Origin of the sequence: Myceligenerans pegani (assembly GCF_014892515.1) — a bacterium.
GTDB classification, from domain to species: Bacteria; Actinomycetota; Actinomycetes; order Actinomycetales; family Cellulomonadaceae; genus Myceligenerans; species Myceligenerans pegani.
Genome location: NZ_JADBGR010000077.1, coordinates 68,524 through 94,457, shown reverse-complemented (window position 1 = coordinate 94,457; position 25,934 = coordinate 68,524). Strand labels below are relative to the sequence as shown.

21 protein-coding genes are annotated in these 25,934 nt (G+C 66.5%); 5 read left to right on the top strand and 16 right to left on the bottom strand.

What is annotated here, in order from left to right:
* Positions 1 to 126 precede the first annotated feature (126 nt).
* Positions 127 to 3,843 carry a MobF family relaxase gene (mobF, locus tag IIE03_RS10400; protein ID WP_192862679.1) on the top strand — a complete coding sequence of 1,239 codons (3,717 nt, stop codon included), beginning with the start codon at positions 127 to 129 and terminating at the stop codon, positions 3,841 to 3,843.
* On the opposite strand, the gene IIE03_RS10395 is transcribed toward mobF, so the two are convergent.
* Complete coding sequence (locus IIE03_RS10395; RefSeq protein WP_192862678.1) at positions 3,825 to 4,886, bottom strand: hypothetical protein; 1,062 nt, start codon at positions 4,884 to 4,886, stop codon at positions 3,825 to 3,827. The genes mobF and IIE03_RS10395 overlap by 19 nt on opposite strands.
* Before the next feature lie 191 nt (positions 4,887 to 5,077).
* Between IIE03_RS10395 and IIE03_RS10390 the strand changes: the two genes are divergently transcribed.
* Positions 5,078 to 5,614 (top strand): class IV adenylate cyclase, encoded by a 537-nt coding sequence (locus IIE03_RS10390; protein WP_192862677.1) that lies wholly within the window; start codon positions 5,078 to 5,080, stop codon positions 5,612 to 5,614.
* Here IIE03_RS10390 and tmk read toward each other — a convergent pair.
* From tmk to IIE03_RS10360, 6 genes are all read right to left on the bottom strand, one after another.
* Positions 5,603 to 6,229 carry a dTMP kinase gene (gene tmk, locus IIE03_RS10385; RefSeq protein ID WP_192862676.1) on the bottom strand — a complete coding sequence of 209 codons (627 nt, stop codon included), beginning with the start codon at positions 6,227 to 6,229 and terminating at the stop codon, positions 5,603 to 5,605. The genes IIE03_RS10390 and tmk overlap by 12 nt on opposite strands.
* Complete coding sequence (locus IIE03_RS10380) at positions 6,226 to 7,698, bottom strand: B12-binding domain-containing radical SAM protein (protein WP_192862675.1); 1,473 nt, start codon at positions 7,696 to 7,698, stop codon at positions 6,226 to 6,228. Before IIE03_RS10380 ends, tmk begins: the two co-directional genes overlap by 4 nt.
* Positions 7,679 to 8,455, bottom strand: coding sequence for a DNA glycosylase family protein (locus IIE03_RS10375; RefSeq protein WP_225997558.1), 777 nt, complete (start codon positions 8,453 to 8,455; stop codon positions 7,679 to 7,681). The genes IIE03_RS10380 and IIE03_RS10375 overlap by 20 nt, the downstream gene beginning before the upstream one ends.
* Positions 8,456 to 8,700: 245 nt before the next feature.
* Positions 8,701 to 9,123 (bottom strand): hypothetical protein, encoded by a 423-nt coding sequence (locus IIE03_RS10370; protein ID WP_192862674.1) that lies wholly within the window; start codon positions 9,121 to 9,123, stop codon positions 8,701 to 8,703.
* Between the two features lie 158 nt (positions 9,124 to 9,281).
* Positions 9,282 to 9,539 (bottom strand): KOW domain-containing RNA-binding protein, encoded by a 258-nt coding sequence (locus IIE03_RS10365; RefSeq protein WP_192862673.1) that lies wholly within the window; start codon positions 9,537 to 9,539, stop codon positions 9,282 to 9,284.
* Positions 9,536 to 10,408 carry an HAD family hydrolase gene (locus tag IIE03_RS10360; protein WP_192862672.1) on the bottom strand — a complete coding sequence of 291 codons (873 nt, stop codon included), beginning with the start codon at positions 10,406 to 10,408 and terminating at the stop codon, positions 9,536 to 9,538. The genes IIE03_RS10365 and IIE03_RS10360 overlap by 4 nt, the downstream gene beginning before the upstream one ends.
* Positions 10,409 to 10,625: 217 nt before the next feature.
* On the opposite strand from IIE03_RS10360, the gene IIE03_RS10355 reads away from it, so the two are divergent.
* Complete coding sequence (locus IIE03_RS10355; protein WP_192862671.1) at positions 10,626 to 11,858, top strand: XRE family transcriptional regulator; 1,233 nt, start codon at positions 10,626 to 10,628, stop codon at positions 11,856 to 11,858.
* 101 nt (positions 11,859 to 11,959) lie between these two features.
* On the opposite strand, the gene IIE03_RS10350 is transcribed toward IIE03_RS10355, so the two are convergent.
* The 8 genes from IIE03_RS10350 to IIE03_RS10315 form a co-directional block, all read right to left on the bottom strand.
* Positions 11,960 to 14,380 carry a hypothetical protein gene (locus tag IIE03_RS10350; protein WP_192862670.1) on the bottom strand — a complete coding sequence of 807 codons (2,421 nt, stop codon included), beginning with the start codon at positions 14,378 to 14,380 and terminating at the stop codon, positions 11,960 to 11,962.
* A gap of 197 nt (positions 14,381 to 14,577) precedes the next feature.
* On the bottom strand, positions 14,578 to 15,768 hold the full coding sequence (locus IIE03_RS10345) for a hypothetical protein (RefSeq protein WP_192862669.1): 1,191 nt from the start codon (positions 15,766 to 15,768) through the stop codon (positions 14,578 to 14,580).
* A gap of 458 nt (positions 15,769 to 16,226) precedes the next feature.
* Positions 16,227 to 18,020 carry a zinc-ribbon domain-containing protein gene (locus IIE03_RS10340; protein ID WP_192862668.1) on the bottom strand — a complete coding sequence of 598 codons (1,794 nt, stop codon included), beginning with the start codon at positions 18,018 to 18,020 and terminating at the stop codon, positions 16,227 to 16,229.
* Between the two features lie 383 nt (positions 18,021 to 18,403).
* Entirely contained in the window at positions 18,404 to 19,000 is a 597-nt protein-coding gene (locus tag IIE03_RS10335) for a DUF1990 family protein (RefSeq protein WP_318842912.1), read from the bottom strand.
* Positions 18,960 to 19,394: a hypothetical protein gene (locus tag IIE03_RS10330; RefSeq protein ID WP_192862667.1), complete on the bottom strand. Its 435-nt coding sequence runs from the start codon at positions 19,392 to 19,394 to the stop codon at positions 18,960 to 18,962. The genes IIE03_RS10335 and IIE03_RS10330 overlap by 41 nt, the downstream gene beginning before the upstream one ends.
* A 30-nt stretch (positions 19,395 to 19,424) precedes the next feature.
* A complete protein-coding gene (locus IIE03_RS10325) occupies positions 19,425 to 20,141 on the bottom strand; it encodes a hypothetical protein (protein WP_192862666.1) in 717 nt (238 codons plus the stop codon).
* On the bottom strand, positions 20,138 to 21,373 hold the full coding sequence (locus IIE03_RS10320; RefSeq protein ID WP_192862665.1) for a hypothetical protein: 1,236 nt from the start codon (positions 21,371 to 21,373) through the stop codon (positions 20,138 to 20,140). The genes IIE03_RS10325 and IIE03_RS10320 overlap by 4 nt, the downstream gene beginning before the upstream one ends.
* 347 nt (positions 21,374 to 21,720) lie before the next feature.
* Positions 21,721 to 22,062 carry a YciI family protein gene (locus IIE03_RS10315; protein ID WP_192862664.1) on the bottom strand — a complete coding sequence of 114 codons (342 nt, stop codon included), beginning with the start codon at positions 22,060 to 22,062 and terminating at the stop codon, positions 21,721 to 21,723.
* Positions 22,063 to 22,656: 594 nt separating this feature from the next.
* Here IIE03_RS10315 and IIE03_RS10310 point away from each other — a divergent pair.
* The gene (locus IIE03_RS10310; protein WP_225997556.1) at positions 22,657 to 23,970 is read left to right on the top strand and encodes an endo-1,4-beta-xylanase; all 1,314 of its coding nucleotides are present in this window, start codon (positions 22,657 to 22,659) and stop codon (positions 23,968 to 23,970) included.
* Positions 23,971 to 24,109: 139 nt separating this feature from the next.
* Here IIE03_RS10310 and IIE03_RS10305 read toward each other — a convergent pair whose 3' ends face one another.
* The gene (locus IIE03_RS10305; RefSeq protein WP_192862662.1) at positions 24,110 to 24,547 is read right to left on the bottom strand and encodes a VOC family protein; all 438 of its coding nucleotides are present in this window, start codon (positions 24,545 to 24,547) and stop codon (positions 24,110 to 24,112) included.
* A gap of 182 nt (positions 24,548 to 24,729) precedes the next feature.
* On the opposite strand from IIE03_RS10305, the gene IIE03_RS10300 reads away from it, so the two are divergent.
* Positions 24,730 to 25,887: an endo-1,4-beta-xylanase gene (locus IIE03_RS10300; RefSeq protein WP_192862661.1), complete on the top strand. Its 1,158-nt coding sequence runs from the start codon at positions 24,730 to 24,732 to the stop codon at positions 25,885 to 25,887.
* Positions 25,888 to 25,934 lie beyond the last annotated feature (47 nt).

The window sequence follows — 25,934 nt, the reverse complement described above, 5'->3', positions numbered from 1 at the left end:
CGTCCCCCAGACTGTCCGGGCCGGATCGGCGCGGCTGCGTGGCGAGCGTGCGGCGGCCGGTCGACGGGCCGGGCGTCACGCCCTGGACCGGTGGCCGGTTCCGGCCTGCCGGATCGGGGGTGCGTGGTGACGGTCTCGATTCGGAAGATGGGCGCGGGCGACGGCTACAAGTACCTGCTGCGCTCGGTGGCCCAGGGCGACGCCGACCGCCTCGCCCCGGCGGGCGGCGGTCTCTTCGGCACAGGGCCCGGCGGCGGCCGTGGCTTTGGCGCGCGGGGCAAGGGTGATGTCGAGGCCGGCGGTGGCTCGGCGGCGACTCGCTACTACACGCAGGCTGGCACGCCGCCCGGGGAGTGGATCGGCTCCGGAGTGCAGGAGTTCGGGGCCGGGCAGATCACGGCCGGGGATCCGGTCATGCGGGAGCAGATGGAGTTGCTGTTCGGGCAGGGCCGCGACCCCGTCACCGGCAGGCAGCTCGGCCGCCGCTACCCGTCCTACCGCACCGTCGGGGACCGGATCGCCGACCAGGTCGACGCCCTCGACCCCCGCCTGCCCGCAGGCGAGCGGGAGGAGGCGGTCGCCGCGATCGTGGACAAGGAGATGGTCGAGGGCCCGCGCACGGCCGTGGCGGGGTTCGACCTGACGTTCTCCGTCCCGAAGTCCATCTCGATCCTGTGGGCACTGGCCGACCCCGAGGTGAGGGCGGTCATCCAGGCCGCGCACCGCAAGGCCATGGTCGAGACCGTCGCCCTCCTGGAACGAGAGGTGGCCGTCACCAGGATGGGCACGGATGCCGGGGACGGCGCGGTCTCGTTCGCGGACGTGCAGGGCGTGGCCGCCACGGCGTTCGACCACTGGGACTCCCGCTCGAACGACCCGCAACTGCACACGCATGTGGTGATCGCGAACCGGGCGAAGACCGGTTCGGACGGCCGGTGGCGGACGCTGGACTCGATGGGCCTGCACCGCTCGATCGTCGCCCTCTCGGAGCATTACAACGCGGTTCTTGCCGATCGCCTCACCGCCGCGTTGGGCGTGTCCTGGGACCGGCGGAACCGGGGTGCGGACCGCACGGCCGGGTTCGAGATCGAGGGCGTGCCCGAGGAGCTGATTCGCGCGTTCTCCGGCCGCTCCCGCGACATCGACGTCGCGAAGGACGAGCTGCGGGACTACTACGTCGCCCAGCACGGCCGTGAGCCGTCGCGCACGACGATGCTGAAGCTGCGCGGCCAGGCCACCCTGGCTACCCGGCCGCCCAAGCGGCTGCGGTCCCTGGAAGACCTGATGGCCGAGTGGCGCGAGCGCGCCGGACGCATCCTGGGCCAAGACGCCACCGCCTGGACCAGAACCGTCCTCGACCAGTCACCGACCATTGGCAGAGAGTGGCCCGGCTCGGATGGCGCGGTCCGCGTGGACGAGGCGGCGCAGGTCCCGCAGGAAGTGACGGTGGAGGTGGCGCGCCGGGTGTTGGAGGTGGTCTCGGACAAGCGCGCGACGTGGCGGCGGTGGAACCTGTGGGCGGAGGCCGAGCGCCAGACGCTCGCCTGGCGCATCACCCCTGGCGTGCGCGAACAGGTCGTCACCGCGATCGTGTCCGAAGCCGAGGCGCGGTGCATCGCGTTGACGCCGCCCGAACTGGCCTCCACGCCCGTCGCGCTGATGCGGCGGGACGGGACCAGCAGCCTGCGCCCCAAGCACGCCACCCTGTACACCTCGCAAGACCTCCTGGACGCCGAGGCGCGCCTGTTGAAGCACGCCGTCACACGCAGTGCGCCCACGATCGACCTGGACGTGCTCCACGCGGCGGCAACCCGCGCCGAGACGGCGAGCGTGGGCCGCGCGAAGCACGGCGGTTCGATGCGGCTGGATGCGGGACAGGCTGCCGCCCTGGCGAGCGTGGCGACCTCGGGGCGTCGTGTGGACCTTCTCGTGGGCCCGGCCGGGGCCGGGAAGACGACAGCGATGCGCGTGCTGAAGGACGCCTGGACCCACGAGCACGGGCCCGGATCGGTGATCGGGCTTGCGCCGTCGGCGGCCGCTGCCGAGAACCTGGCCGGTGATCTGGGGATCGGGTGTGAGAACACCGCCAAGTGGCTCTACGAGCACCGCCACGGCCGCGCATCGTTCCAAGCGGGTGACCTGGTCATCATCGATGAGGCGACCTTGGCCGGGACCCGCACCCTGGACCGGATCGTCTCCCACGCGGCCGAGGTGGGGGCGAAGGTGTTGCTGGTCGGGGACTGGGCACAACTCCAAGCCGTCAACGCGGGCGGTGCCTTCTCCCTCCTGGTCCAGCAGCGCGACGACCTCACCGCGGACGTGCCCGAGCTGGTTGACATCCACCGCTTCCGCAACCATTGGGAGAAGGCCGCCTCCCTGCGGCTGCGCCGGGGCGATGCCGACGTCGCCTCCCTGTACGAGCGGCACGGGCGACTGCACGGCGGCGACACCGACACGATGCTGGAGGCCGCCTACACCGCCTGGAAGCAGGATGTCGCCGCCGGGCTGTCCAGCATTCTGATCGCCGACACCAGCGAACAGGTCCGCGCGCTCAACGAACGCGCCCAGGCCGAACGCCTCCTCACGGCGACCGGCAGGCTCGGCCGGGAGACCGTCCTGCACGACGGCACGTACGCGTTGCGGGGCGAGACCGTCATCACCCGCCGAAACCGCCGCGACCTGCGCGACTCCACCGGCCGCTACGTCCGCAACGGCGACCGCTGGACCCTGACCGCCGTCCACCGCGACGGCAGCGTGAAACTGCGCCGTCACGGCTACCGGCACGCACCGAGCGTCACGCTTCCGGCCGGCTACGCGGCCGAGCACCTCGAACTCGGGTACGCGGTCACGACTCACCGCGCCCAGGGCATCACCGTCGATTCGGCCCGTGTCCTGCTCGGACCGACCGCGTCCCGGGAGAACGCCTACGTGGCCCTGACCCGGGGCCGGGAGGCGAATCACGCCTACATCCCGACCGACCAGCCCGATCCGAACCACACCCACGCACCCGGCGCCCCGGAGATCGAGGAAGAGCCGACGCCTGCCAGCATCCTGGCCCGCGTCCTGCGCCGCCCTGGCGCGGAACCCGCCGCGCACCAGGCCAGGCACGACGAGCGCGAGCGCTGGACGAGCATCCGGCAGATCGCCGCCGAGTACGACACCATCGCCACCGACGCCCAACGCCCCCGCTGGACTCGCCTCGTCGGCCACGCCCTGGTTGACCACGGCGACCTGACCGAGCAGGAGGCCCGCGCCGTAGTGAACTCGGACGCGTTCGGCGTCCTGGCCGCCGAACTACGCCGCTCCGAAGCAAACGGACACGATGTCGATGACCTCATGCCACGCCTGGTCGCGGACCGGGGCCTACACGATGCCGACGACGTCGCGGCCGTCCTGCACTACCGCCTCCGCTACGCCACCGGGCGTCCCAGCATGGTCCGCCGACCCTCGTTCATCGCCGGACTCATCCCCGCCGCCCGCGGACCCCTGCCCGACGACGCCCGCCAGGCGCTGGACGAGCGTGCCGCCATCATCGAGCAACGCGCCCACGCCCTGGCCGAACACGCCATCAGGACGGGTGAGCCCTGGACGTGGTACCTTCCGCCGCGCCCCACCGGACGTGGCGAGGCTGCATGGCTTCGGGCGGTCGTGACCATCGCCGCCTACCGCGACAAGCACCAGATCACGAGCGATACGCCCCTGGGCGACCCGCCCACGACGATCGTCCAGCGACGTGACGCTGAACGCGCCGCCGGTGCCCTCCGCCGCGCCCAGGCCAGCCCATCTACCTTCAGCAGCCCACCCATTCACGAAAGTGGCCGGGCCTACGGCCTCGAACTCTGACGGCGAATATCATTGAGTTTCCTTGACAGGACTGCATCGAGTGTGAGGGCATCCTCCGAGACAGCCCAAACCCGCAGACGTTCGACGTAATCACGACGCTCCTTCACGGCGGCTTCTTCGACAAGCGTGTTGGTCAGCGCCCGGTCCCAAAGTTCGCGCCAGTTCTCGAAGCCCGACATGAGTATGAACTCTTTATCGTGCTTCTCCTGCTGCGCCGTCTGCTCCTCCGGGGTGAGGTCCGGAAGGCTGGCGACCCAATCTGCAACTTCCGTCGCTTCTTCGTCCGCGTCGCTGATTCGCTGCAAGCTGGTGGCCACACTCTCTGGAAGATACTGAATCATGCGTTCGCGCATCGCCGGGTGGAGTAGGCCGTTCGGGGGATCGATGCCAAATTTCGCGTCGAGATCAGTCACTCGCATCCCGACTGGGTACCTCAGGAGGTGCAGGGTCGTCACGATACGAGCGCAGTCACGGAGTCGACTGATCCAAAGTTCAACGGCCCGGGGCCTGAACGAATGCACATTCGTGGCCCCGAACGCGCGGCTCGAACCTCTCTGGCCGCGTGTATGCACGTAGCTCGACAGATTCCCGAACAGTGTGCTCACATCTTTGTGATAGTTAGGATGCTCACCGGTAAAGGCAGCGACGTTCGGGATTGTTTCGAGTCGGCGCTTTATGTCTCGCTGGCTCGGCGTGCGGCCATTGGAGCGTAGCCATTCTTGGATGTCGATATGACTCTGGCCGTCGGCGTCCCAATAAACCGATAGCATTCCCAGCTCTAGCAGATTCCTCATGGCGGCCATGGCATGCTTGTAATATCCGAGCCGAGCGAACATTATTGTCGCATCAAGCTCATGGTGAGCCTCCGTAAGTGGAAACGTGTGCCCGGAGACGAAGTTCTCACTATTGAGAGGAACAAGAATCCACAGATCGAACAGCACGCTGCGCGTTTCATTTACCAGCTCGACGTGCTCGGGATGATCGCTCATGAAGGAGTCAAACTCGCTCGCGACTTCGTTGAGGTGCCGATCTGTCATCGTCATATGAATCCTGGACGCGTTCACCAAACCTCCGCCGTTGTTTCCCGCGCTCGCCCGGACGCGCGGCACCTGGCATGGTGCCTGGCAAGGCAGACGCTAGTGTCACGATCACGCGTGGTGCCAGCCCTTATCGGCAGTACAGCCGGGCTGCGCCCAGATGTCCTTGCGAGGTCTGCTGGCGTACCGTTCGGGGCATGCGTGAGGTCGAGGTCAAGTTCCGTGTGCGGGATACCGAGTCGCTGCTGTTGGCGCTGAAGGAGCGCGCCGTTGATCTGGACGGCGGGGTCTTTCAGGATGATCAGGCGTACGCGCCAGTCGGCTGGGCGTACGGCGACCCGAAGGGTGGGGTGTCGTTCGTGCGGCTGCGGACGGTGGACGGGCGGCACACGTTCACGTTGAAGCGTCCGGCAGAGAACGCGCTGTCGTGTGACGAGTTCGAGTCGGTCGTGACGGATCGGGAGCAAATGCACTCGGCGATCTGCGCGATGGGGTTCGTGCCTACGGTGCGGATCGCCAAGACCCGGCGCGCCGGGCGGGCGCGGGACGCGGTGGTCTGTGTGGACGAGGTGGACGGCCTCGGGACCTTCATCGAGCTGGAGCGCCTTGTGGCTGAGGACGCTGATGGCGAGGCGGTGCAGCGCGAGCTTGCAGCCTGGGTCGTGTCCCTTGGTGTCGACGCGGAGCGCACGACTGAGACGTACGACTCGCTGGTGCGCGCCCTATCGGTCTGATCGGGCCGGGCGCCGGGACCGTAGTGCGTCGAGGATGAGCCGTGCGACGTCGGCGGCTGGTTCGTCCCCGAGGTCGTGGTGGAGCAGGTCCCAGCCTCCTTTGCGGAGTTCGGAGATCAGGGCGCGGTACATGCGGTCCTCGGCAGCGTGACGGGTTGCGTCGTCGCGGTGGAATCGGCTGCTCGCTCCTCGATCGCGGGCCCTCTTCCTGGTGCGTTCGGGAGCGCCGGTCAGGATGACGGTGAGGTCGGGCGGCGGGGCGTGCTGGTTGAGCTGGCGAGCGAACTCGGCATCGACGCCGTCGAGAGCTTGCAGGACCAGCGAGGAAGGTACGTACCGGTCGCACACCACGATCGCGCCGTCGCGTAGGGCGGGGCCGATTTCCTGGTCGAGGTGGTGGTAGCGGTCGGCGGCGACGAGGCACGCGAGGGCGAGCCCTCGGTAGTCGTGGGTGCCGGAGCGGGCCATGGCGCCGATCGGTGAGGTGGACGGTTCCTTGGTGGCCAGTACCGGCGCGCCGGAGGCTTGTAGTTCGTCGTGGACCAGACCGGTCACGGTGGTCTTGCCGATGCCGGAGGGGCCCTCGATGACGAGGAAGAAACCCGGCGCGTTCATCGGGACCTGACCGGGATGCGCTCGTACTGCTCGCGGGAGAGCTCGGTCAGGTGGTGGCGGACTTCGGCGACGGTGGCTTCGCCGAACTGGATGCCGACGGAGAAGTTGAATTCGTCGCGCCCGAGCATCGCTTCGTCGACTCCGCCCTCGGTGAGGTCGACGGCCGTGTAGTCGAGCAGTTCCGCGCTGGTGTACTTCCCGGTGGCGATGAGGCGCTGCCATTCCGGGGTGCCGGGGTAGGGGCGGAATTCGAACACCGAGGAGCGGAACCGGCCGGGGAGCGGGTCGGTGATGTCCCACAGGTCGTGCACGAGTCGGACGGTCTCGGCCAGTTCGGCGCGCGTCTCGGTGGGGAACCCGAGGATGAAGTAGCCCTTGACGCTGATGCCGCGCTCGGTCAGGCGTCGCACGACCGAGCGGGTCATGTCCGGGGTGATGCGCTTGCCCATGTAGTGCAGCAGGCGTTCGCTGCCGGACTCGATCCCGAGGGCGACTTCGCGCAGGCCGTTGGCGCGTAGCAGGTCGAGCTTGTCGTCCTTCATGCGGTGCAGGATGTTGATCCGGCCGGTGGCGTCCCACACGTACCGGTCGCCTGCCCGGGCGTCGGTGAACGCGGCCATGCACTTGACGATGAAGCGTTCGTAGCCGAGGAACAGATCGTCGACGAACCGGAACGCGGTCACGCCGTAGCGGGTGTGGAGTTCGTCCATCTCGGCGAGGATGTCGGCCGGGGTGCGGGTGCGGATCGTGACGTCCGGGTTCGCGGAGACTGCCGCGCCGCAGAACGAGCAGTCATACGGGCAGCCTCGCGCGCCGACCATGTTGGCCTCCCAGCGTCCGTCGTCGGCCAGGTACGGGTCGTTGGTCAGGAACGTGCGGTCCACGAACGGCAGCTCGTCCACGTTCGGGGACAGGTGGTAGCCGACACCCATGCTGCCGCCGGTCACCGGCGTCTTGAGGATCGGGTCGAGCCACATCACCGCCGGCAGTGTGGTGCGGTGATGCTTGTCGGCCAGCAGCTCGGCAACCCGGGTCTCGCCCTCCCCGATCACCAGTGCCTCGCAGCGAGCGAAGCGCGGGTCGGTCAGGGTCTCGGCGGGCATCGCCTTGGCCTGATGTCCCCCGACCATGACATCGATGCTCGGGTCGAGCCCAGCCGCGATGCGCGCGCTGATCTCGTACGTCGGGGCCAGGAGGTTGAACCCCGCCCAGCGGGGCGCGAGCTGGTTCACCATGCCGATCGCGTTGTCGACCGGCAGGCCGAGCGCTTCGGCGTCCAGCACGCCGACGTTGAATCCTTGGTGTGCGGCGTAGGTGGCGATGTACCCCATGCCCAGGACCGGGAGTGTGAAGTCGTTGACTCGCGGGCGGATGCCGTAGTCGCGCAGGGGCGCATTGATGAACAACGCGTCCAGCGGCCGGGTCAGGTCTGCCCCGGAGACGGCTTCGTCAAGTGGTGGCGTCGGCATGGTGTCCTCCCCAGGCGAGTGTGAGCAGCGTGATCTCGTGCAGGTGTTCCCCGGCCAGCGCGCGCCATGCGCGGTCGAACCCCGGCTCGTCGGTGGGCCAGTCGTGTCCCGGTACGGCGCGCGCGGCCCAGGTGCGCACGGCCAGGTCTCCGCACGGGTACAGGTCGAACCGGTTGGCCCAGTCGGCAACCGCGGCCTGAGCGGTCCACGGCCCGATGCGCGGGACGCGTTGCAGGTCGCTGATCAGGGCTTCCGGGTCGGTCTTGCGCCATCGGTCCCCGTGTTCGCCAAACGCAGCCGCAGCAGCGCGCAGTGCGGGACGCTTGAACGCCATTCCCGTGCTTGCGAAGTCGTCGTCGGACAGGTCCAGCACTGCCTCCGGCCGGGGGAACAGTGCGAGTCCTTCGGCCACACGGTCGCCGTAGGCGGCACAGAACTCCTGGTAGAGGCGGCGGGCGTGGTCGGCACGGATCACTTGCCGCACGATCGCCACCGCGACCGCGTCCCAGAGGTCCGGGTTACCGACGCGGACCACCCGCCCGAGGCCCGTCAGTTCCCCGGCCAGTTTCGGCACGCCGGTTGCCGCTCCGGCGGGCAGTGCGAACGTGCCCACCGGCAGGTCCGTGGCAGTTTCCCCAAGAGGCTCGACGGTCAAGCGGCGTTCCGAGACGGTGGCGATCCAGCGTTCGCCGTCGGGCCCGGCCAGCGCTCTGCGGCTCTCTTGGCCCACCGTGGTCCAGGCTGGGTGCTCTCTCATCACTACGACGTCGTCGATCACGTGGGTGTCTGCCTCTCGTGGCTGATCTGCGGGGACACCATCATTCTGCCTGGGTGCTTTGAGCGGTGAACACTGGTTTGGCCAAAAAGTCTGGGTGTGGGTGTGGGCCGGGACCCGGGGCGTGAGTCCCGGCCCACCGTCTCCCACCGAGGGTGGCGGGCCTACGGTCGGGCGCTGCTGCCGCAGTGCAGGAACGTCGGGGGTGCGCGCCCGGCCGCAAGTTCTCATATGTCATCCGTGGTTCCGGTCGAGTGATGCCGCCCGGCGGTGTGCTCCTTGGCGTGTCTGCCGGTGATGGCGGCGTCGAGAGCGCGGCGGGGCAGGACGCGGGCGAATACGGCCGGGGTGGGGGAGTTCGGCGCGCCGAGCACAACGCACGTGGCCTTGAGTCGGGCCAGTTCCTTCTCCAGCCGGTTGCGCGCGGCCGACAAGAGCGCGGCGCCGGGCAGGATGACGATGTGCGCTTGCGCGTCGCGGGAGTGCTGGGTGATCTGGCTGATCGTGGTCGTGTCACGCTGGTCCTCGACCATCTCGACGAGTCGGTAGCCCTGGGATGCGGCGTAGCCCTGGACCTCGACACGCTGGGACCCGTTGCAGGCGTACCCGACCGCGAGCAGCGGCTCAGGCGTTGGGGCGTGCTGGGACATCGACGATCCTCCGGTGAGCGAGCGGCCATGGACGGGGGGCGATGCTGGCGCGGCCAGCGGAGTTAGTGCGGCGTGACGGGCTTACCGCCGCACCCGTGAGGTACGCAGCACGCCCAGTAGGACCGCGAGCAGGACGACGTAGCCGATCACCAGCCAGATCACGACGTTGCCTCGTCCGCCGGTTCCAGCTCGTGGGAAGCCAGGAGTGCCCTGCCGAACCCGGCGCGATCGATATTGACCCTGACCTGCCCGGCCTCGTAGACGTCGACCTCGACGACGGTGCCGGTCGCGCCGAGCAGCAGGCGCGACCCGCCCACGACCCGTACGCGATCGCCCTCCTTCCAGCGCGTGGGCTCTCGCGCCGGTCCGTGTGTGGTCTCGGCGGTGAAGTCTTCCTCGCCCTCGAAGATGCTCATCGTGTCCCTGCCTTCGTCGGGGTCAGGGCCGCCTCGGGCTTCCGCGTGGACAGGGTCAGGGTGTTCAGCGCGGAGGCCGCGCCATGGTGGTCGAGCGTGCCGGTGATGTAGTCGGCGGCGTCCTTCACCGCCTGGCTGGAATGCCCCATGGCGAAGGCGTGCTGGACCTGGTGCAGCAACCGGATGTCGTTCGCGCCGTCGCCGATCGCGGCGGTGTCGTCCGGGTGGATGCCCCACCGGCGTCGCAGCGCATCGGCCTCGGTCGCTTTCGACAGGCCGCGCTGCGTCACGTCGATCCAGTCGTCGGCGCCCGGGGTCGCGGTGAACCCGGCGCCCTCGATCTGTGGGGCGTAGGCGGCGATCCCCGGTGCGTGGACGACGGCGCGGGTGGTGTGCTCGGACCACAGGACCCGCTCGTCCACGATGTGCTGGAGCCCCCTGAGCCGGCCCATGGGGAAGGGCTTGTTCACGCGCCACCCGACCCCGACCTGCTCCACGGCCATGCTGACCTGCGGTTCGACCGCCATCGCCACTGTCAGCGCGGCCCACGGGTCGAACACCCGCTTACGCACGACATCGAACGGACGATGACGTTTCCCGGTCAGCTCGCCGGTGATCGCGCCGTTGGAGGCGATGAACATCGAGCCCTTGCCCAGTCCGAGGAGTTCGGCGACGGGCAAGATGCCCAGCGCGGATCGACCGGTGCAGGGCACGACCTTGATGCCCTTGGCGATGGTCCGGGTAATCGCGTGGCGTACTGGTTCCGGCACGATGTCGTCCCCGTCGCGCACGATCGTGCCGTCGAAGTCGAGGAACACCACCTTGACCGGGCGGCCGGGCGTCGTGGACTCGTGTGGGGTGGTCAGCATGTCGTGCTCCGGTCGATCGAGTTCGAGAACTTCCTGCGACAGAACCGCTTTGCGACTCGACCGGCTCGTCGCCAAGGGCGCCCTTGCCGGTCTTGTCGCCGCATGTCTCAAGCATTCGGCGTCGCCGCCTTCTCGTATAGGTGAGACCGGGTGAGAGCTTGGGGAGGCGCATTTCTCCCCCTGGCTCCCCACTTGTGGCGTACGGCACCATGGAGGCATGACCGAACGGCCGGAATGGGCAGAACGGATACGCCGCGAGCGTTCGACCCGCGGATGGTCGCAAGCACAGACCGTGACGATGCTGCGCGCGATCTACACCCGCCAGAACGGGCGCGAGGGCGGATCGCAGGAGAGCCTGTTGCGGCAGTGGAAGGACTGGGAATCCGGCCGGGTCCGGCCGACCGTGTGGGCCCCGTACATCGCCGAGACGTTCGGCACCGTGGCCGGGGACCTGTTCCCTCCCGAGCGCCCGGCCGGCGATTCAGAACTGCTGCGCGAAGCGGGGATGGATACCGCCGAGCTGATCGCCAGACTGCAGCGCTCTACCATCAGCGACACCACCGTGACAGCGATCCAGATCACCGTGGACCGGTTGTGCAGCGAGTACCGATACCGCAGCGCCGACGAACTACGGATCGAGGGCATGGGCTGGCTGAACCGCATCGGGGGCATGCTCGATCAGCGGTTGAGCCTGCGGCAGCACCGCGACCTGCTGGCACTGTCCGGCCGACTCGCACTACTCGTGGGATGCGTGGAGCAGGACACCGGAGCCTCCGGACAGGCAGAAGCCACCCGCCGCTACGCCCTGGATCTCGCGCACGAGGTGGACGAGCGCGACGTCATGGGGTGGGCGCACGAGATGAGCGCCTGGTTCGCCCTCACCAACGGAGACCTGCACCGCGTGATCGCCGCCTCCGAACACGGCATCGAGGTCGCCGGAGCCCGGGGCGTAGCCGCGCAACTCGCCGCGCAGGCAGCCAAGGCATGGTCCCGGCTGGGGAACTCCCGCCAGGCCGAACTCAGCCTCGAACGCGGCCGGGTCGTTCTCGCGGACCTGCCCTCGCCGCACAACCCCGACGACCACTTCGTGGTCGACCCCTCCAAGTGGCACTACTACGAGATGGACGTCCACCGCAACGTCGGCAACGACAGCCTCGCCCAGCTCTACGCCGAAGAGACCCTACGCGCCGGCGTCCGACCCGACGGCGTCGAACGCAACCCGATGCGCAACCAGGAAGCACGCATCACCCTCGCCGTCGTCGCCGCCCGCGCCGGAGACGCCGACGCCGCACTCGACTACGGACTCCAAGCCCTCGAAGGCGACCGCCGCTCCGCACCCAGCCTCACCCTCGTCGCGCACGAACTCTCCCGCGAATTCGAACGCGCCAGGCTCACCGACGACCCACGCGCCCGCGCCTACTCCGATGCCATCGCGAGCATTGGACGCTAGGGCGTTGTGGCCTATAGGTCGCCTCTCATCGTCGACGTGCTCCGACATCCCATTGTGCGTGTCGTGACAAGCTGTTTCGATTTGTTGGCCAATAGAGGATCTTAGGGTATCGCAGAGGACTCTCGGATCGCGGAAACCAAATCCCGAAAGTGCTCAAGCCGATCCGTCGGCGTGTCTCCGACATCGACGGCAGATAGCTCAGCCAATGCCGCCTCACCAAAAACTCTGTCATAGGAGGTCTGATTGTTCAGAATCTCAAATCTTTCATCACTCACAACTTGCATTGCACAAATAACAACAGCCCTGAACCCGCCGCAGTCGAGCGCGGACGCTCCAACCTGCAGAGAGATACGCGTTGCAACCTCACTGGAGCTAGCTCGGAGCCACTGCATGGCTTCAGTCCACGCGGTATCGAACCTGTCCGGCCCCAAGCGCAAGCTGGCAGCGCACAAGCTGACAAGTGCTCGGCTAGCGCTGGACTCCCCTGTGAACAACTGAGCGCGTTGTCGCAACGCGCGCACGGCAGCCTGGAAAGCAAAGTCGTCATCATGTTGCAGAGCGTTCAACCCCGCGTGTCGAAGCCACTCAGAGGCGGGGGACGCAGGAAAATCGTGACGCGAGTCACCTATGAGTGATACCAGAATCATCGCAGCTCGGTCGTCACGCGTAGAAGACGAAAGACAACGCCGCACAACGACATCAGCAGTCTTCCAAACGCCCTCCCGCTCCGCGACCCGCTGGACCAGAAAGTCCAGTACGTCTCGGAGCGCAGGCGTTACTGGATAGACGGTCTCAGTGCTGTCCTCCGAATCTATATTTCGGCGCACCCCGACGCTGTTACGAGCGCGAGCTTGCTGGGCCTCGCCTAGGTGTGCGACCACCACTTGTGCGGCATTCTCGGCAACCTCCTCGGCAAGCCTGAGGTCGCCAGAATCCGCAATACGGAGCGCCAACGCGGAAAGTGAAATCGCATCCGAAGAGACGTTCTCGATTTTGCTGGCATTGGTCGGTCGGAGCACCTTTGCCAGACGCTTCTCCAACCGCGCTGGCAGCCTTCCATTAGCGATCCTAACAGTTGCGAGCCGCTCCGCTTCTGCTGCAATGAGGCCAAAACCGCAGCTGAACTGCAGGTAGACCGGTCCGGCAAAGATTGGGTTTACGAGGATTCTGGAAATCTTTCTAGGCACTGGTAGGAAAATGCCGCGCCTAGATGCATCAATTCGAATAAGGTCCCGTCCAACAATCTCCCGCGCACTCCCGCTACCCGCAAAAGGTAGAGGATCGATTGCTCGCTTTAGTTCTGCCGCCCTCACCTGAATCACACCCAGCCTGCGACCCGCGCGTCTCCAATTATGCATATGGCGGCGCATGTAAACGCGACACGCCTCTGCGGTTCCTGTTCGATGAAATGTGCGCGATAAGGCGCTGCCGAGCCAGATGAGCGTATCGAGCAACAGCAACATCTCGACGGCTACCCACAACCGATCTCCATCAACGCCCTGAGACACAACCGTCGCGACGACGAGCGCTGCACCTGATACGTAACCACCCCATAGCTGCCACGGTTCACCGGTCACTCTCGCCACAGCCGCCGGCAGCCTTGATGTCGCAAACTGAACGGTGAAGACGTGAATCGTGGCCATCACCGCAATTAGTGCGATACCCACTTCGAGTGGAATGCCCGCAAAGTTCTCGAGCGATTCCAAGCGCGAATTGAGATTCGGGTAATGGAACGCCAGTGCCAGTAGTGCGACTGGATGAAAGATTAGCAACACCCGGTAGATAGCACGGAGCCGGTGGGGTGCGAATCGGTGCGCCTGCGCGTTTGTGCGAGGCTCGGCCTTCGTGCGCTCCCTGAGATCAGCGATTCGAGCAAACCTTTCCGTCTCCGAAATTGTCATCCCGAGCAACGGCACGAACTCACGGAATGCTTCGGACCCCTCGGAGCCTGCTGTTCGCACGGAGCGCGCAATGAGATCTAGGATCAGCGGCCGCTCTCGCGGCGGTCGGCTCTTGACCAGATCGATGATCGCCGGTCTGATATCACGCCGTACCCCGAGCAAACCTACCAAGGCCGTGGAGGCAGCCGATCGGTGGCCAGAGGGCGAGTATGGGTCAGATGGTGCTGATGCCAACGTCCATAGCGGCCTGATGAGCCGAACCGCCTGCGCTTCGGGCAGTACGGAAGCAATAGGGCGAATCAGCGCCAAGGAGGCTTCGACTCGCACCCTCCCGGTTGCCGCAGGGCCATCGAGCACGAGCGCCTCGTAGATGACGCGCGCAAGGTCACCGCGCGGGGCCCGAGTCGCGATCCAGCGAACGCCCCAGGGCCGCAACACCTCCGGCAATGCGGCAACTTGCTCAAAAACCTCGCGTATTGAAGCATCTCTAGGATATCGATCCGCCAAGATGCTGATACCAATCTTGTGAGATTCCAAAGCCTCAACCAGATCGCGGCGTTTTGCACCATCTGCAGCGAGTGTAGTTTTTATAGCCAAAAAAGCCGCTACTGGAAGGACCATGTCCAAGATTGGTGCGGGAAGCAATCCAAGCAGACGCAATAGTGGAGTAGCTGCTTTGCGGGCCGCTGCAAATGATCGAGCAATATTCCTAAACCGTCCCGTCAATTTCGACCGTCGCAAGCCTGTTCGATTGCCGAATGTCGCTACTACCATAGCGCGATGCGCGTGCTCGGTTGCATTCACTACCGACCCCTTTCTCACAGCGCACCCAACCCGAGATGGTCGACGGCGGGCGCCATTTCTTCGCGCCCTTCTCCGTACATGTCTTGGGGCGGCACTGAAATCCGACTCACAACGGGGTTGAATATGCTAGACTGATTCGACATTTCCCTGAGGTGATGCAAGGCAACCTGTCTTGTCATCGCTGCACGAGACGTAACCGCACTATCGCGGGAAAGCTCTGCTATCACACGTGCGTTAAGTAGGGTATAAAGGTAGAGGTCCCGATTCGCGGACGTGATCACCATGGGCTCCAACAGGCTTAATCCAGTGGCGAGACCTGACTGCGTGGATCCTCGAATGCCGAGAATCCCGGTCATTTCCTGGCGCGATCCGTCTTCGGCGATCGCGAGGGCCGATCCCTCATCAAGATTAAGATCGAGAATATTCTCCGGCCTAATGAGCCACGCCGCACGTAGGGGCAAAGGACCGAGTGAGAGGGCGCCCACTCCACATACTAGTGCGTCACGAGCGCATAGGGCGGTTAGTTCCTGAATTCCTGAACTCTCGATTGCGTCTCGCACGCGCTGTAATGCGGATTCCGGCCCTGGTCCTTTAATATGCCAGCCAGATGTCATGCTGTGTACTATTCGATCGATCGAGTCGCGGACCCCGGGGACGCTATTGTATACATGTCGGACGATGGGCATTCGACGGCGCACATCTTCGACGGTGAACGAGGGAGAGCGATACTCCACGTGGAGTGAATAGTTCACAGCTTCAGCGCGTGCGCGAATTGCTCGGGCGGCACTGCGCCAGCCTTCCATGCGCACAACATCACCGATCGACTTGATCGCGTCTGCATCGACGTGGGCTGCTCGTGTCGGATAGTCGGCGAGAAACTCGTCCTTCTTGATCAGTTGCTGACTCATTAGTTGACGTTCCAGAAGCATTGCAAGCGCACTGAGCGTGGACTCGGTTTGAGCTTCGATCGTTCGATCGATAATGCAGGCCCAGATGGAAGGAGAATCAGCAGTGCTCTCGTTTGGAGTTTGCAGACGCGCGCTCTTTCCTTCGATAAGAGCGTCCACCTCGTTCTCTGAGGCCCAATCCTTAAGGGCTTCGACCGCCCATGGTCTGCCCAACTGGTCGAGACCTGGAATCGGTCTCGGATCGGTAGCGCCTGGGAATGCCGGCATGATCCAAAATCCGTAGAGCAGTGGATTCAAGAACCCCGACTGTTCGAAGTGCCCGATACGAATGTGCAGCCTGCGATCGCCAGGCCGAATACTGCTTACTTCGCGAGATAGCTCTCGCATGACATCCTCTGATACAGCGAGATGCGCCTCAGTTACCTCGACTGGATTCGGGTCGCCCGATTGGATCCTGAATGGATTAGACAAGGCGACGCTCCGGGGTCTTCTTATCGAAAATTTCGCCTGTTGACGTGTGACTTGAGCGAGCTCTTTGCATTTTGGGGCCCTTCTGAAACTCTGGCTGCAGCTTCGGCATCTCTGGCTTTTTGGACTCTAGGAAGAACAAGAGCGCCCATCTAGGTATTTGACGATCGCCGCGTTGGGTGGAATGTAGAGTGTAGAGATTTTGCGTTCGCGACCGAAGTGGCCAGAGCCCTCGGGCGCAAGTGGCGCAAGGATTGTCCCTGGCAGCGACGGTCTGGCGGGTTCGCCTATGGTAACGGCTTCGTTTCGGCCATAGGCAGCCAGGCGGCAATCTCCGCGACGACGTTGGTGGGATCTGGGGCTGTTGCATAGACGATGATCTCGTAGTATCGCTCCGACTTGATCGTCAAGGGTGGAAGCGGATGCTCGCGCAGGCGAACCAGATGGTGTCCGGCGGCGAGCAGGTCGAGGGATTTGGCGAGGTCGACATGGGCCTTGTTCGCGTGCCAATACGACCCGTCGTACTCGATCACGAGGAGGTCACCGTCTGGTAGGTCGACGGTGACGTCGGGGTGCCATACCGCCCGGGTGGTAAACGCCTGGTGGCGCAGCGGTCTGCCCGAAGTGGCGTTGCCGAACCGGTCATGAGCGGCTTGAAGGATCGCCAGCTCCGGTGCGGACGTTCCGACCTGCTTGCACATGGGGCAGGTGGATCCAGATGTCCGCGAGATCAGAGACGCCTCCCAGACGTGGTCAGGGTTCTGGGGGCAGATCCATCTGGGGACGAACGACAAGGTGGCGGAGGGGCGGACGTGCCAGGCTGTGACGGGGTTGTCGGGCGCCCACTGCCGAGCCAGGGCGGGAAAGTGGTACGCGAGGGAGTCCAGGATCGTGCGACACTCGGGGCAGCGCAGGCGCTGACGCTTGTCACGTTCGGTCGGCGTGGCCATCCATTCGTGACCGCAGCTCTCCTCGCGCCACCACACGGTGCGTCGGGAGGTCGGCGGAATGTGAGCCTGCTTGAGACCCTGGTTCTTCGATGGGTGCCATTGGGCAGCGATCTCGGGGTTCATGCCGTAGGCGGCAAGGTCGTCCTCAAGCGCCGCGAGCGTGTTCTGCATGGTGCGCTGCCCGCGGCAGTGGGGGCATCCGGCGGTCAGGTAGCGCAGCGGGCCCACGCGTGGATGGTGCCCTGCCGGGCAGCGGAACCGTCGTAGTTCCCAATCGCCTGCGATCATCACGGTCGCGGGGTCCGCCTCGTCGTCCCACGCCTCCAATAGTTCGGCGAGGCTGCTGACCGGAGTGTGCTTGTACTTGTCGACGGCGGCGCTCCATGCAGCTTGCCGTCGCGGCTCGCAGACCGGGCATGCCACGCCACCGGTCATGTCCAGGACTCGTTTCTCGAAATTGTGTCCGCACTCAGGACACAGCCACCAGACCACACGCCGAGCCTTGGGTGTGGCGGTCGCCCACGACTCGGCAGAATTGCGTCCGTGGTCCCACCAGTCGACTGCGGGGCTATCAGAGTCCTTGAACAGGACCTTTACCCTCTTCGGTGAGGCTTCGCTGGATGCGTTACGCCTGGGATTGACCTGGCACTGGCAGCCCCAGGCTATGTCGCCGAGCCGATCGGCGGACAACCGCCCGCAGTACACGCAGCGCACGTGATGTGGATCGTCGGGAAGAGACGGGTCGGTCAGCCCGCCGAGGTACTCGTACCCGTTGTTCTCTGCCAGCGTCCGTGCTTTCTCGATGGGCACGGGCTCGGTGCCGGCGTAGGGGCCCTGCAACCGGCGCGCTGTCGCAGCCCAGTCGCGCCAGTGGCAAGCGCGGCACGTTGGCGTGTCGATCTTGTTGTTGTCCAGGACGTACACCAGCCGGTAGTGCGCGACGCAGCCGCATCGAGTGCACTTGGTCAGCCACCATGCCGTCGGCTTGCCTGGGAAAGGTTCAACGGGCTCAAGCCCTCCGACAGCCAAGATCGCGATGATGTGCTCATTGCACCACGCGGGCTTGGTCCTGGTCGTGAACGCGGCGGGCGTCGGGCACCCGGGTTCGGCACATGGCGTCTGGACAGGCACAACTGAAAAGGTACGGCGCGAGCGCACGGATTGTCTCGGAAGCAGGGAAATCTCACCCATGTAGGGGCTGGCCGAAGGCCCCGACCTGATGCCGTGGTGAAGCAGTCGGCGGCCTGGCAGTACCCGTATGGGGCCGAGGTACGGCGATGCCGGTCGGTACACATCGGGTACACACGAGTGCCGTCTCAGCCCATCCGGTGCCTTCCTCGCCAACGCGGGGAGGCCAACGAGGAACCGCACGATTCCAACGTTCTCGCGGTGCCCAACGAAGCCGCTGGACACCGCGAGACATACCGCCCCATCCTCCAGGAGAACCCGGCGTACGGGCCAATCCGTCCGCTTCTTCTGCGACCTGCTGTCGGGGGAGGAGATCCGTCGAACGCTCATTCACTGTCGTGCCGGAGTGCGCGGAGGTAGCGGCGTCGGTAGATGCGCTGGGCGATCAAGATCACCGGAAAGAGCGCGCGCCACGGGCCCCGGCCGGCACGCGTGAGGGACCGCAGTGTCAGGTTCACGTTCTCGTCGTCGTCCCTGCTGACGATGAACGCTTCCTCCCCGGAGACCGGATGGCCTGCCAGTGTGCCGTAGGCGAGGGCGGCGCGGCGGCGGGTGGCGAACGTCGCGACGACCTCCACGGGCTCCCGCACATGGATGGGTCCGATTCGTGCGAGGAGCCAGTAGCGCTCCCCTTGGCGCGCGACGCGGCCTTCCTCCAGGGGCGGGTCGACGGCGAATCCGCTCCGCGTCTTGATGCCCCAGGAGAGGGCCGCCGTTGAAGCTGTATTCCACAGATCGGTTCCGGTGCCGAGCCGGACAGTGCGTTCGTATGCGCGCCATCTGTCGGGTGGCTGCCACCGCTCTGCGCCTGGCGCCGTGCCGCCCACGACGCTGTAGCTGAGGTCCCGTTGGCTCAGGTGATACTCCGCCAGGAGCTTCAGGTCACTCGCGACGCCGCCGGCTGCGGTGATGGCAGACCTCACGGCGTGTTCCTCGGTGGGTGAGCGCGAAGGCCACGCTGGTGCCGGTGTCGTTCGCGTCCCAGATGTGCTCGCCACGGGAGCTGGTTCCCGTGCTCCCGATGCTGAACGGAGCGAGCGCATGCAGGATGTCGAAGTCTTCGTCAAGGCGCGGGTCGAGGGTGAGGGAGATGTCGCGCTGCCGGTTCCGCGTCAGGCGCTCCTCGGCCAGCCGGACGGCCGCGTGAACACTCGTCGGCCAGTCGCGGTCCGACACGATGTCGACGGCGACCCTCGCCAAGCGGGCCCGTTGAGCCACCAGGGCGCTCCTGATCGCCACCTCGACGATTCCCCGAGCCGCCCCGTCACCCACGGTGAACCAGCGCACATCGACGCCGCCGTTCCCTGCTTCATCCACGTCGCACATCCTGCCCCAAGGTGGTTGGCCTCAATCAGATCGAGTTGGCATCCCGCAGGACCACCAGCCCCCGTCCAGGCGTGCCGGGTCGGTGCAGGCCATGCCGCGCATGTACACGTCGGGTGTGCGGTGGGGCGAGTAGATGTAGCCGCCAGCGTCGTCGACCAGCCGTGCCCACTGCGGAACGAAGACGGTTACCGCGTCGGGGTCTTCGGCATCGCGGTACACGTCGACGGAGCCGGTCACGGAGACGAACTCCAGGGTTCGGGGTAGCTCGGCGTACGGTCCGTCGAGGTCGCCATGGAGGGCGTGCTCGACGACGCCGTCGAGTGCGGGTCGTAGCGTGTGGAAGTCCTGTCGCCCGTCGCCATGAGACAGGCCGGCGCTTCCCAGCAGTGCCCACGACGTCATGAGGACCGTGCCGAGTACGACGACGGCTGCGGGGAGCCGGTGGACCGCTCGGCGTCTCACGGTGGCGAGCGCGACCACTGAGACGATGATGAAGCCGACGGTCCATGTGAGACCCCGCCCGATCGCCGCTTCGAAGTTCTCGCTGAACGGGCCGTCGTATCCCCCGTGCTCCAGAACATGCCAGAGCCCGGGCGGCAGGATGCCGAGCTTGTAGGTCGTCCAGGCGAGGTCCTGGGAAGCCCCGACGATCATGAGCGCGAGGCCCAGCGCCGCCAGGGCGCCCTTCGTCCAGCCGGTCGCGATAGCCCGTGCAGGAGCGCTCTGATCGGCTGTCATGCCGTTCCGCCGGTAGTGAGGGCCACCTCGATCTCGGAACGACTGCAGATGAGCCCGTGGCGGGCCAAGGCGCCAGGGATCATGCTCATCCACGAGTCGTCCGATTCCCAGACCGGAAGGACCGCTCGAAGGACGTGCTGTTGCACCGGTGTCAGGCCGTCCAGCCTGACGTTAGCCGCGCGGCCCGCGCCGGGAAACGCGGCGGACAGGATGGTGTCGAGCAAGTGGCCGCGGTTGAAGCTGGAGGCGGCGAGCGGAAGCCGGTCGGCAAGATCCTCGACGTCCGCCGCGGTGAGCCAGTGCCTGATCGATGCCAGGCTCTTGGCCGCATAGGACCCGATCCAGCCGTCGTGGATCCGAAGATCGGGCACATCCTGGTGCACGGTCGAGTCGATGAGGACCCTGATGACTCGGCGGCCTGGTGGCCTGGAGGCGGTTGCTGATGCTCGGGCCAGCGCCGTTGCCGCGCCCCAACGCACCAGCGGCGGTTGGTCGTCGAGAAACCGTGCCACACGGTCAAGCGTCGCGGACGGGCTGGCGATCAATCCGTGCGCGATGAGCGTGGCCGTCAATGCGTGCTCGTCGGTTTCGACGTCGAGACGGTCGGCGAGGAGTGGCACGGTCCGTGCCGCGAACTCGGGGAACATACCGGTCAGGTAGGCGACGCGTGCGCGCTCGACGCTCCGGTGCGATCCGAGGAACTGAACAAGGCGGGGCAGTTCGTCACGTACCGCGTCGTAGGCAGCGACGGTGTCCGGACTGGTGGCTAGGCCGCCGAACGGATTGCGGAGCCACAGCTCACGCTCCCGGCCACGCTTCATCTCGCTGTCTGCCCACTCTGCCGCGCCAGCAATCAGCGCCTCGCGCTCTGCTTCCACCTGCGCGGCCTCACCCCGCCACTCGGCGATCGGCACCCCAGCCGGCAACCGTTCGTCGTCGATCCCGACCGCAAGTGCACACAGGAACTCAAGCAGCCCTTCGCGGTCGAGCGCGTCCGGGGCCAGGACGAGTTCCACGACGAACCGAGCGACGGGAGCAGACGCCGAATACCTGCTGCCCTGGTGTGTCACGGAAGCGCTCAGGTGGACCAGCGCTCCGTGTCGAACCCGTGGGTCTCGGCTGCGTAGCGCACGCAGGTTTGCCGGTACGTCCTTGGCGGCGCCGTACGCGTGGACCAGCCGCTCCCACTCGACCTCGTCCAGACCCGCCAGCGGATCGACCTTTGTCACCACGTCCGGCAGCCTATCGGCGGTAGCTCACGTCAATGCGGACGTTCCGGCGCCAGTCGACGTCAGCTCCCTCGCCGTAGCCGGCGGCCTCGCTCTGCTGCCGACTGCTCGGAGCGGCGGGAGCAGGGAGCGATGCAGTCCGCAGCCAGTCCGCAAGAAGTCCGCACCCCGCCGTCGGACGCCATACACGCCAACGGCTGGGATCGTTGGAAATCCAACGATCCCAGCCGCCGCCGCATCCGACCGGCCCCCACCGTTTCCCCTGGACGACGTTCCGCTTCAACGTGTGACGACGTCGGCCGATCCGTTGTCCGTTCCCTTCAGCGCGTTGACGACGGAACCCGCCAGGGTCACCAGACTCGGCGGACCTCCTGCGGCCAGCCGCACGCCTCGGCGACCTTGCCGGCCCACACCTTGGCCGCTTCGTCGTCGTCGACCTCCACAACGGTGAACCCGCCGAGGTGCACGTCGTGGATGCGGTACGGCCCGTCGGTGATCGCGAGCGTCCCGCCCGTGGGGTCGGCGCTGAAGGCGTTGTCGAGGTTCTCGTCGACGCCGCCCGCGAAGACGTAGACGCCAGCGCGCTTCATCTCCTCGACGACCTCGTTGGCCAGTCGGCCGCGCTCGGCGAACCACTCCGGCCTGTGCTCTCCCACCCATTGCTGGTTGAAGTAGATGATGTACTGCGCCATGCTCGCTCCTCGGGTCAGTGCAGGAGAGTGCCCGTTGAGGGTTGGCTCCCGCGTGCGACTGCGGATGTCACGATATTGTCCGCGCCAGGACTCAGCAGACCTACCCGGCGTACGCGTGTCCGCACTGCCTGTCTCCGGAGAGGGATCCCGGTGGTCACCTGCAGATCCAGCCCCGGATTCACGTCCGGGGCGTCATCGCCCCGGACGTGAGGTCGCGGGCGACGGTGGCCTGATAGGTGCTGGTCACTTCGTGCCCTCCTGGCTGGATGGCCTTGAGAACCTTGCGGTGGACGCCCGGGCTGATCGTGACAGGACCGCCGACGCCTTGTTCCAGAGGCCGCGAACCCGGCCAAGCCCGGCCTCGCGATGAGGTCATTCTGCGGCACCTCAATCGTTTCAGCTCTTTGCCAGAGCGCCGGCCTGCAAGTTATATGATATGTGATCGCTAACGACCGGAGTTTCTTGTTCGGTCCCCGACCTGTCGATGACGCCAGGTGTCGTAGAAGAGGAGTTGCGATGAGGACTACATCAAGACCAGGCCGTCGCGCCTTGGTGGGTGCGGCGTTGTGCGTCGTGTCGGTGGTTGCCGGTTTGATGGCTGCCGCGCCGGCGCAGGCTGCGGAGAGCACGCTGGGCGCCGCGGCCGCGCAGAGCGGGCGGTACTTCGGTGCGGCGGTGCCTGCCGGGCGGTTGAGCGAGTCGGCGTACACCACGATCTTGAACCGTGAGTTCAACTCGATCACGGCCGAGAACGAGATGAAGATGGACGCGACCGAGCCGCAGCAGGGCCAGTTCAACTTCTCCCGGGGTGACCAGATCGCGAACTGGGCCCTGCAGAACGGCAAGCAGCTGCGCGGCCACACCCTCGCCTGGCACGCCCAGCAGCCGGGCTGGATGCAGAACATGGAGGGTCCGGCGCTGCGCCAGGCGATGCTCAACCACGTCACCCAGGTGGCGACCCACTACCGCGGCAAGATCCACTCCTGGGACGTGGTCAACGAGGCGTTCGCCGACGGTGGTTCGGGTGGCCGGCGGGACTCGAACCTGCAGCGCACGGGGAACGACTGGATCGAGGCGGCGTTCAGGGCCGCGCGGGCGGCCGACCCGGGCGCCAAGCTCTGCTACAACGACTACAACACCGACGGGATCAACGCGAAGTCGACCGGGATCTACAACATGGTCAGGGACTTCAAGGCCCGTGGGGTGCCGATCGACTGTGTCGGGTTCCAGTCGCACCTGGGCACCTCGCTCGCCAGCGACTACCAGGCCAACCTGCAGCGGTTCGCCGACCTGGGTGTCGACGTGCAGATCACCGAGCTGGACGTGGCGGAAGGCGGCAACCAGGCCAACATCTACGGGGCGGTGACCCGGGCGTGCCTGGCGGTCTCGCGGTGCACCGGCATCACGGTGTGGGGTGTGCGCGACGACACCTCCTGGCGCTCGGACAACCCCCTGCTGTTCGACCGCTCGGGCAACAAGAAGCCCGCCTACCATGCCGTCCTCGACGCGCTCAACGGCGTCTCCTCGAGCGACACGTTCCGCCTGCGGAGCGAGTCCGCGGGCCGGTGCCTCGACGTGCCGAACGGCACCACCACCAACGGCACGGGCCTGCAGATCTGGGACTGCTACGACGGCGTCAACCAGCAGATCACCCAGAACGGCCAGACGCTGCGGATGCTGGGCAAGTGCTTGGACATCCCCCCGGACGCCGCGAACGGCACGCGGGTCCAGCTGTGGGACTGCAACGGGGGCAACAACCAGCAGTGGACGTTCAACGGCAGCTCGATCAGCAGCGTCCGGTTCCCGTCGCTGTGCCTCGACGTGAACGGGGCGGCCACCGCGAACGGCACGTCCGTGATCGTGTGGTCGTGCCACTCAGGCGCGAACCAGCGGTGGAGCCGGGTCTGACCGGCGGCCGCTGAGCCACGAGGGCTGGTCGGACGGGCACCCGTCCGACCAGCCGGCCACGTAGTTGGGCCGCCGCGTTGTCAGTGACGACGGTTGGCGGGCCAGGGGTCACGGGGTTCCCGCGCCACCGCGGGCGATCTCAGCCGAGTTCCTCGGCCAGTCCGACGAGAATGCCCTCGGGCCCGCGCACATAGCAGAGCCGGTACACGTCCTCGTACCGGACCACTTCACTGCTGACGAGTTCCGCGCCGTGCTCGCTCAGGCGTTCCAGGGTCTCGTCGAGATCGTCCACCGCGAACATGACGCGCAGGTAGCCCAGGGCGTTCACCGGGGCGTTCCGATGGTCGGCGACGACGGACGGCTCGAGGAAGCGCGAGATCTCGAGCCGGCCGTGGCCGTCGGGCGTGCGCATCATCGCGACCTCGACACGCTGGTTCCCGAGGCCGGTGACGCGTCCGGCCCACTCGCCCTCCACGACGGTCTGCCCCTCGAGTTCGAGTCCGAGCTCGCGGAAGAACTCGATCGCCGCGGCGAGATCCTCGACGACGATGCCGACGTTGTCCATCCTCACGGTCATCGCGCCATCCTACGCAGACCGACCTCCCACAGGGGCTGTCGCACCTCGAGTCCCTCCGAGAACGATGCGCGGTGTCCCGAGCCGCGACCTCACCTTGCGAAAACGTTATCGATATCGTTACCCTCCGAGACAGTTCCACGACTTGCCCGACGTCGCCGGAACCTGACCGGAGAGGAACAACGATGTCCCATTCCACGAGCATGAGGCGGGTGGCCGCGATCTCGGTGTCGGCTCTCGCCGCCCTCGCACTGACGGGGCCGGCGGCCCTGGCCTGTCCTCCGGAGCCGACCCTGCGCTCCGAGACGCCGCGCGATCTCAAGATCGGCAGCGCCGTCTGGGGTCAGCGCGACCTCCTCGACCACGACCGCAAGAACGGAGGCGAGTTCCAGCGCATCCTCGGGGCCGAGTTCAACTCGCTGACCCCGGAGAACGACATGAAGTGGGCCGAGGTCCACCCGGAGCCCGACGTCTACGACTTCTCCGGGGCGGACGCCGTTGTCGCCTTCGCGAAGGCCCACCGGCAGGAGGTCCGCGGGCACACGCTGCTCTGGCACAGCCAGAACCCGCAGTGGGTGATCGACGCCGCCGCCGACTGGACCTGCGAGGAGGCGCGCGACGTCCTCGAGGACCACGTCCGCACCGTCGTCGGCCGCTACGCCGGCGAGATCTACGAGTGGGACGTCGCGAACGAGATCTTCCAGGACGACTGGGACGAGGGCGGGGTGCGCCTGCGCACAGAGGCCAACCCCTTCCTCAAGGCGTGTGCCGAGGACCCGGTCGCTCTCCTGGGCGACGTCTTCCGGTGGGCGCACGAGGCGGACCCGGAGGCGGTGCTCTTCCTCAACGACTACAACGCCGAGGGCATCAACGCCAAGACCGACGCCTACTACGAACTGGCGCAGGAGCTGCTCGCCGACGGCGCGCCGCTGCACGGCTTCGGCGCACAGGGGCACCTGAGCCTGCAGTACGGGTTCGACGAGTCGATCCAGGAGAACTTCGAGCGGTTCGCGGACCTCGGGCTGAAGGTGGCCGTCACGGAGGCCGACGTCCGCATGCCGCTCGGCGAGGACGGTGAGCCGGACGCCGAGCAGATCGCGCTCCAGGCGGAGCGGTACGACAAGATGCTCCAGGCCTGTCTCGACGTTCCCGCCTGCACGAGCTACACGGTCTGGGGCTTCGACGACGGGCGGTCCTGGGTCCCGGGCGTCTTCCCGGAGGGCTACGCGACGATCATGACCGAGGAGTTCGAGAAGAAGCCCGCGTACCACGCGCTGCTCGAGAGCCTCACCGAGGCCACCCCGGGCAGGTCCCCGCGCACGCCGCCGGGCCTGAACCGGTAGGGCCGAACCGGAAAGAAATGCGAACGGACGTCGACGGCGCCGGGGAG

Coding starts and splice junctions, on each gene's coding strand:
- IIE03_RS10395 (WP_192862678.1), bottom strand. CDS start 4,886: ATGACGATGACAGATCGGCACCTCAACGAAGTCGCGAGCGAGTTTGAC.
- IIE03_RS10390 (WP_192862677.1), top strand. CDS start 5,078: ATGCGTGAGGTCGAGGTCAAGTTCCGTGTGCGGGATACCGAGTCGCTG.
- tmk (WP_192862676.1), bottom strand. CDS start 6,229: ATGAACGCGCCGGGTTTCTTCCTCGTCATCGAGGGCCCCTCCGGCATC.
- IIE03_RS10380 (WP_192862675.1), bottom strand. CDS start 7,698: ATGCCGACGCCACCACTTGACGAAGCCGTCTCCGGGGCAGACCTGACC.
- IIE03_RS10375 (WP_225997558.1), bottom strand. CDS start 8,455: ATGAGAGAGCACCCAGCCTGGACCACGGTGGGCCAAGAGAGCCGCAGA.
- IIE03_RS10370 (WP_192862674.1), bottom strand. CDS start 9,123: ATGTCCCAGCACGCCCCAACGCCTGAGCCGCTGCTCGCGGTCGGGTAC.
- IIE03_RS10365 (WP_192862673.1), bottom strand. CDS start 9,539: ATGAGCATCTTCGAGGGCGAGGAAGACTTCACCGCCGAGACCACACAC.
- IIE03_RS10360 (WP_192862672.1), bottom strand. CDS start 10,408: ATGCTGACCACCCCACACGAGTCCACGACGCCCGGCCGCCCGGTCAAG.
- IIE03_RS10355 (WP_192862671.1), top strand. CDS start 10,626: ATGACCGAACGGCCGGAATGGGCAGAACGGATACGCCGCGAGCGTTCG.
- IIE03_RS10350 (WP_192862670.1), bottom strand. CDS start 14,380: ATGGTCCTTCCAGTAGCGGCTTTTTTGGCTATAAAAACTACACTCGCT.
- IIE03_RS10325 (WP_192862666.1), bottom strand. CDS start 20,141: ATGACAGCCGATCAGAGCGCTCCTGCACGGGCTATCGCGACCGGCTGG.
- IIE03_RS10315 (WP_192862664.1), bottom strand. CDS start 22,062: ATGGCGCAGTACATCATCTACTTCAACCAGCAATGGGTGGGAGAGCAC.
- IIE03_RS10310 (WP_225997556.1), top strand. CDS start 22,657: ATGGCTGCCGCGCCGGCGCAGGCTGCGGAGAGCACGCTGGGCGCCGCG.
- IIE03_RS10305 (WP_192862662.1), bottom strand. CDS start 24,547: ATGACCGTGAGGATGGACAACGTCGGCATCGTCGTCGAGGATCTCGCC.
- IIE03_RS10300 (WP_192862661.1), top strand. CDS start 24,730: ATGTCCCATTCCACGAGCATGAGGCGGGTGGCCGCGATCTCGGTGTCG.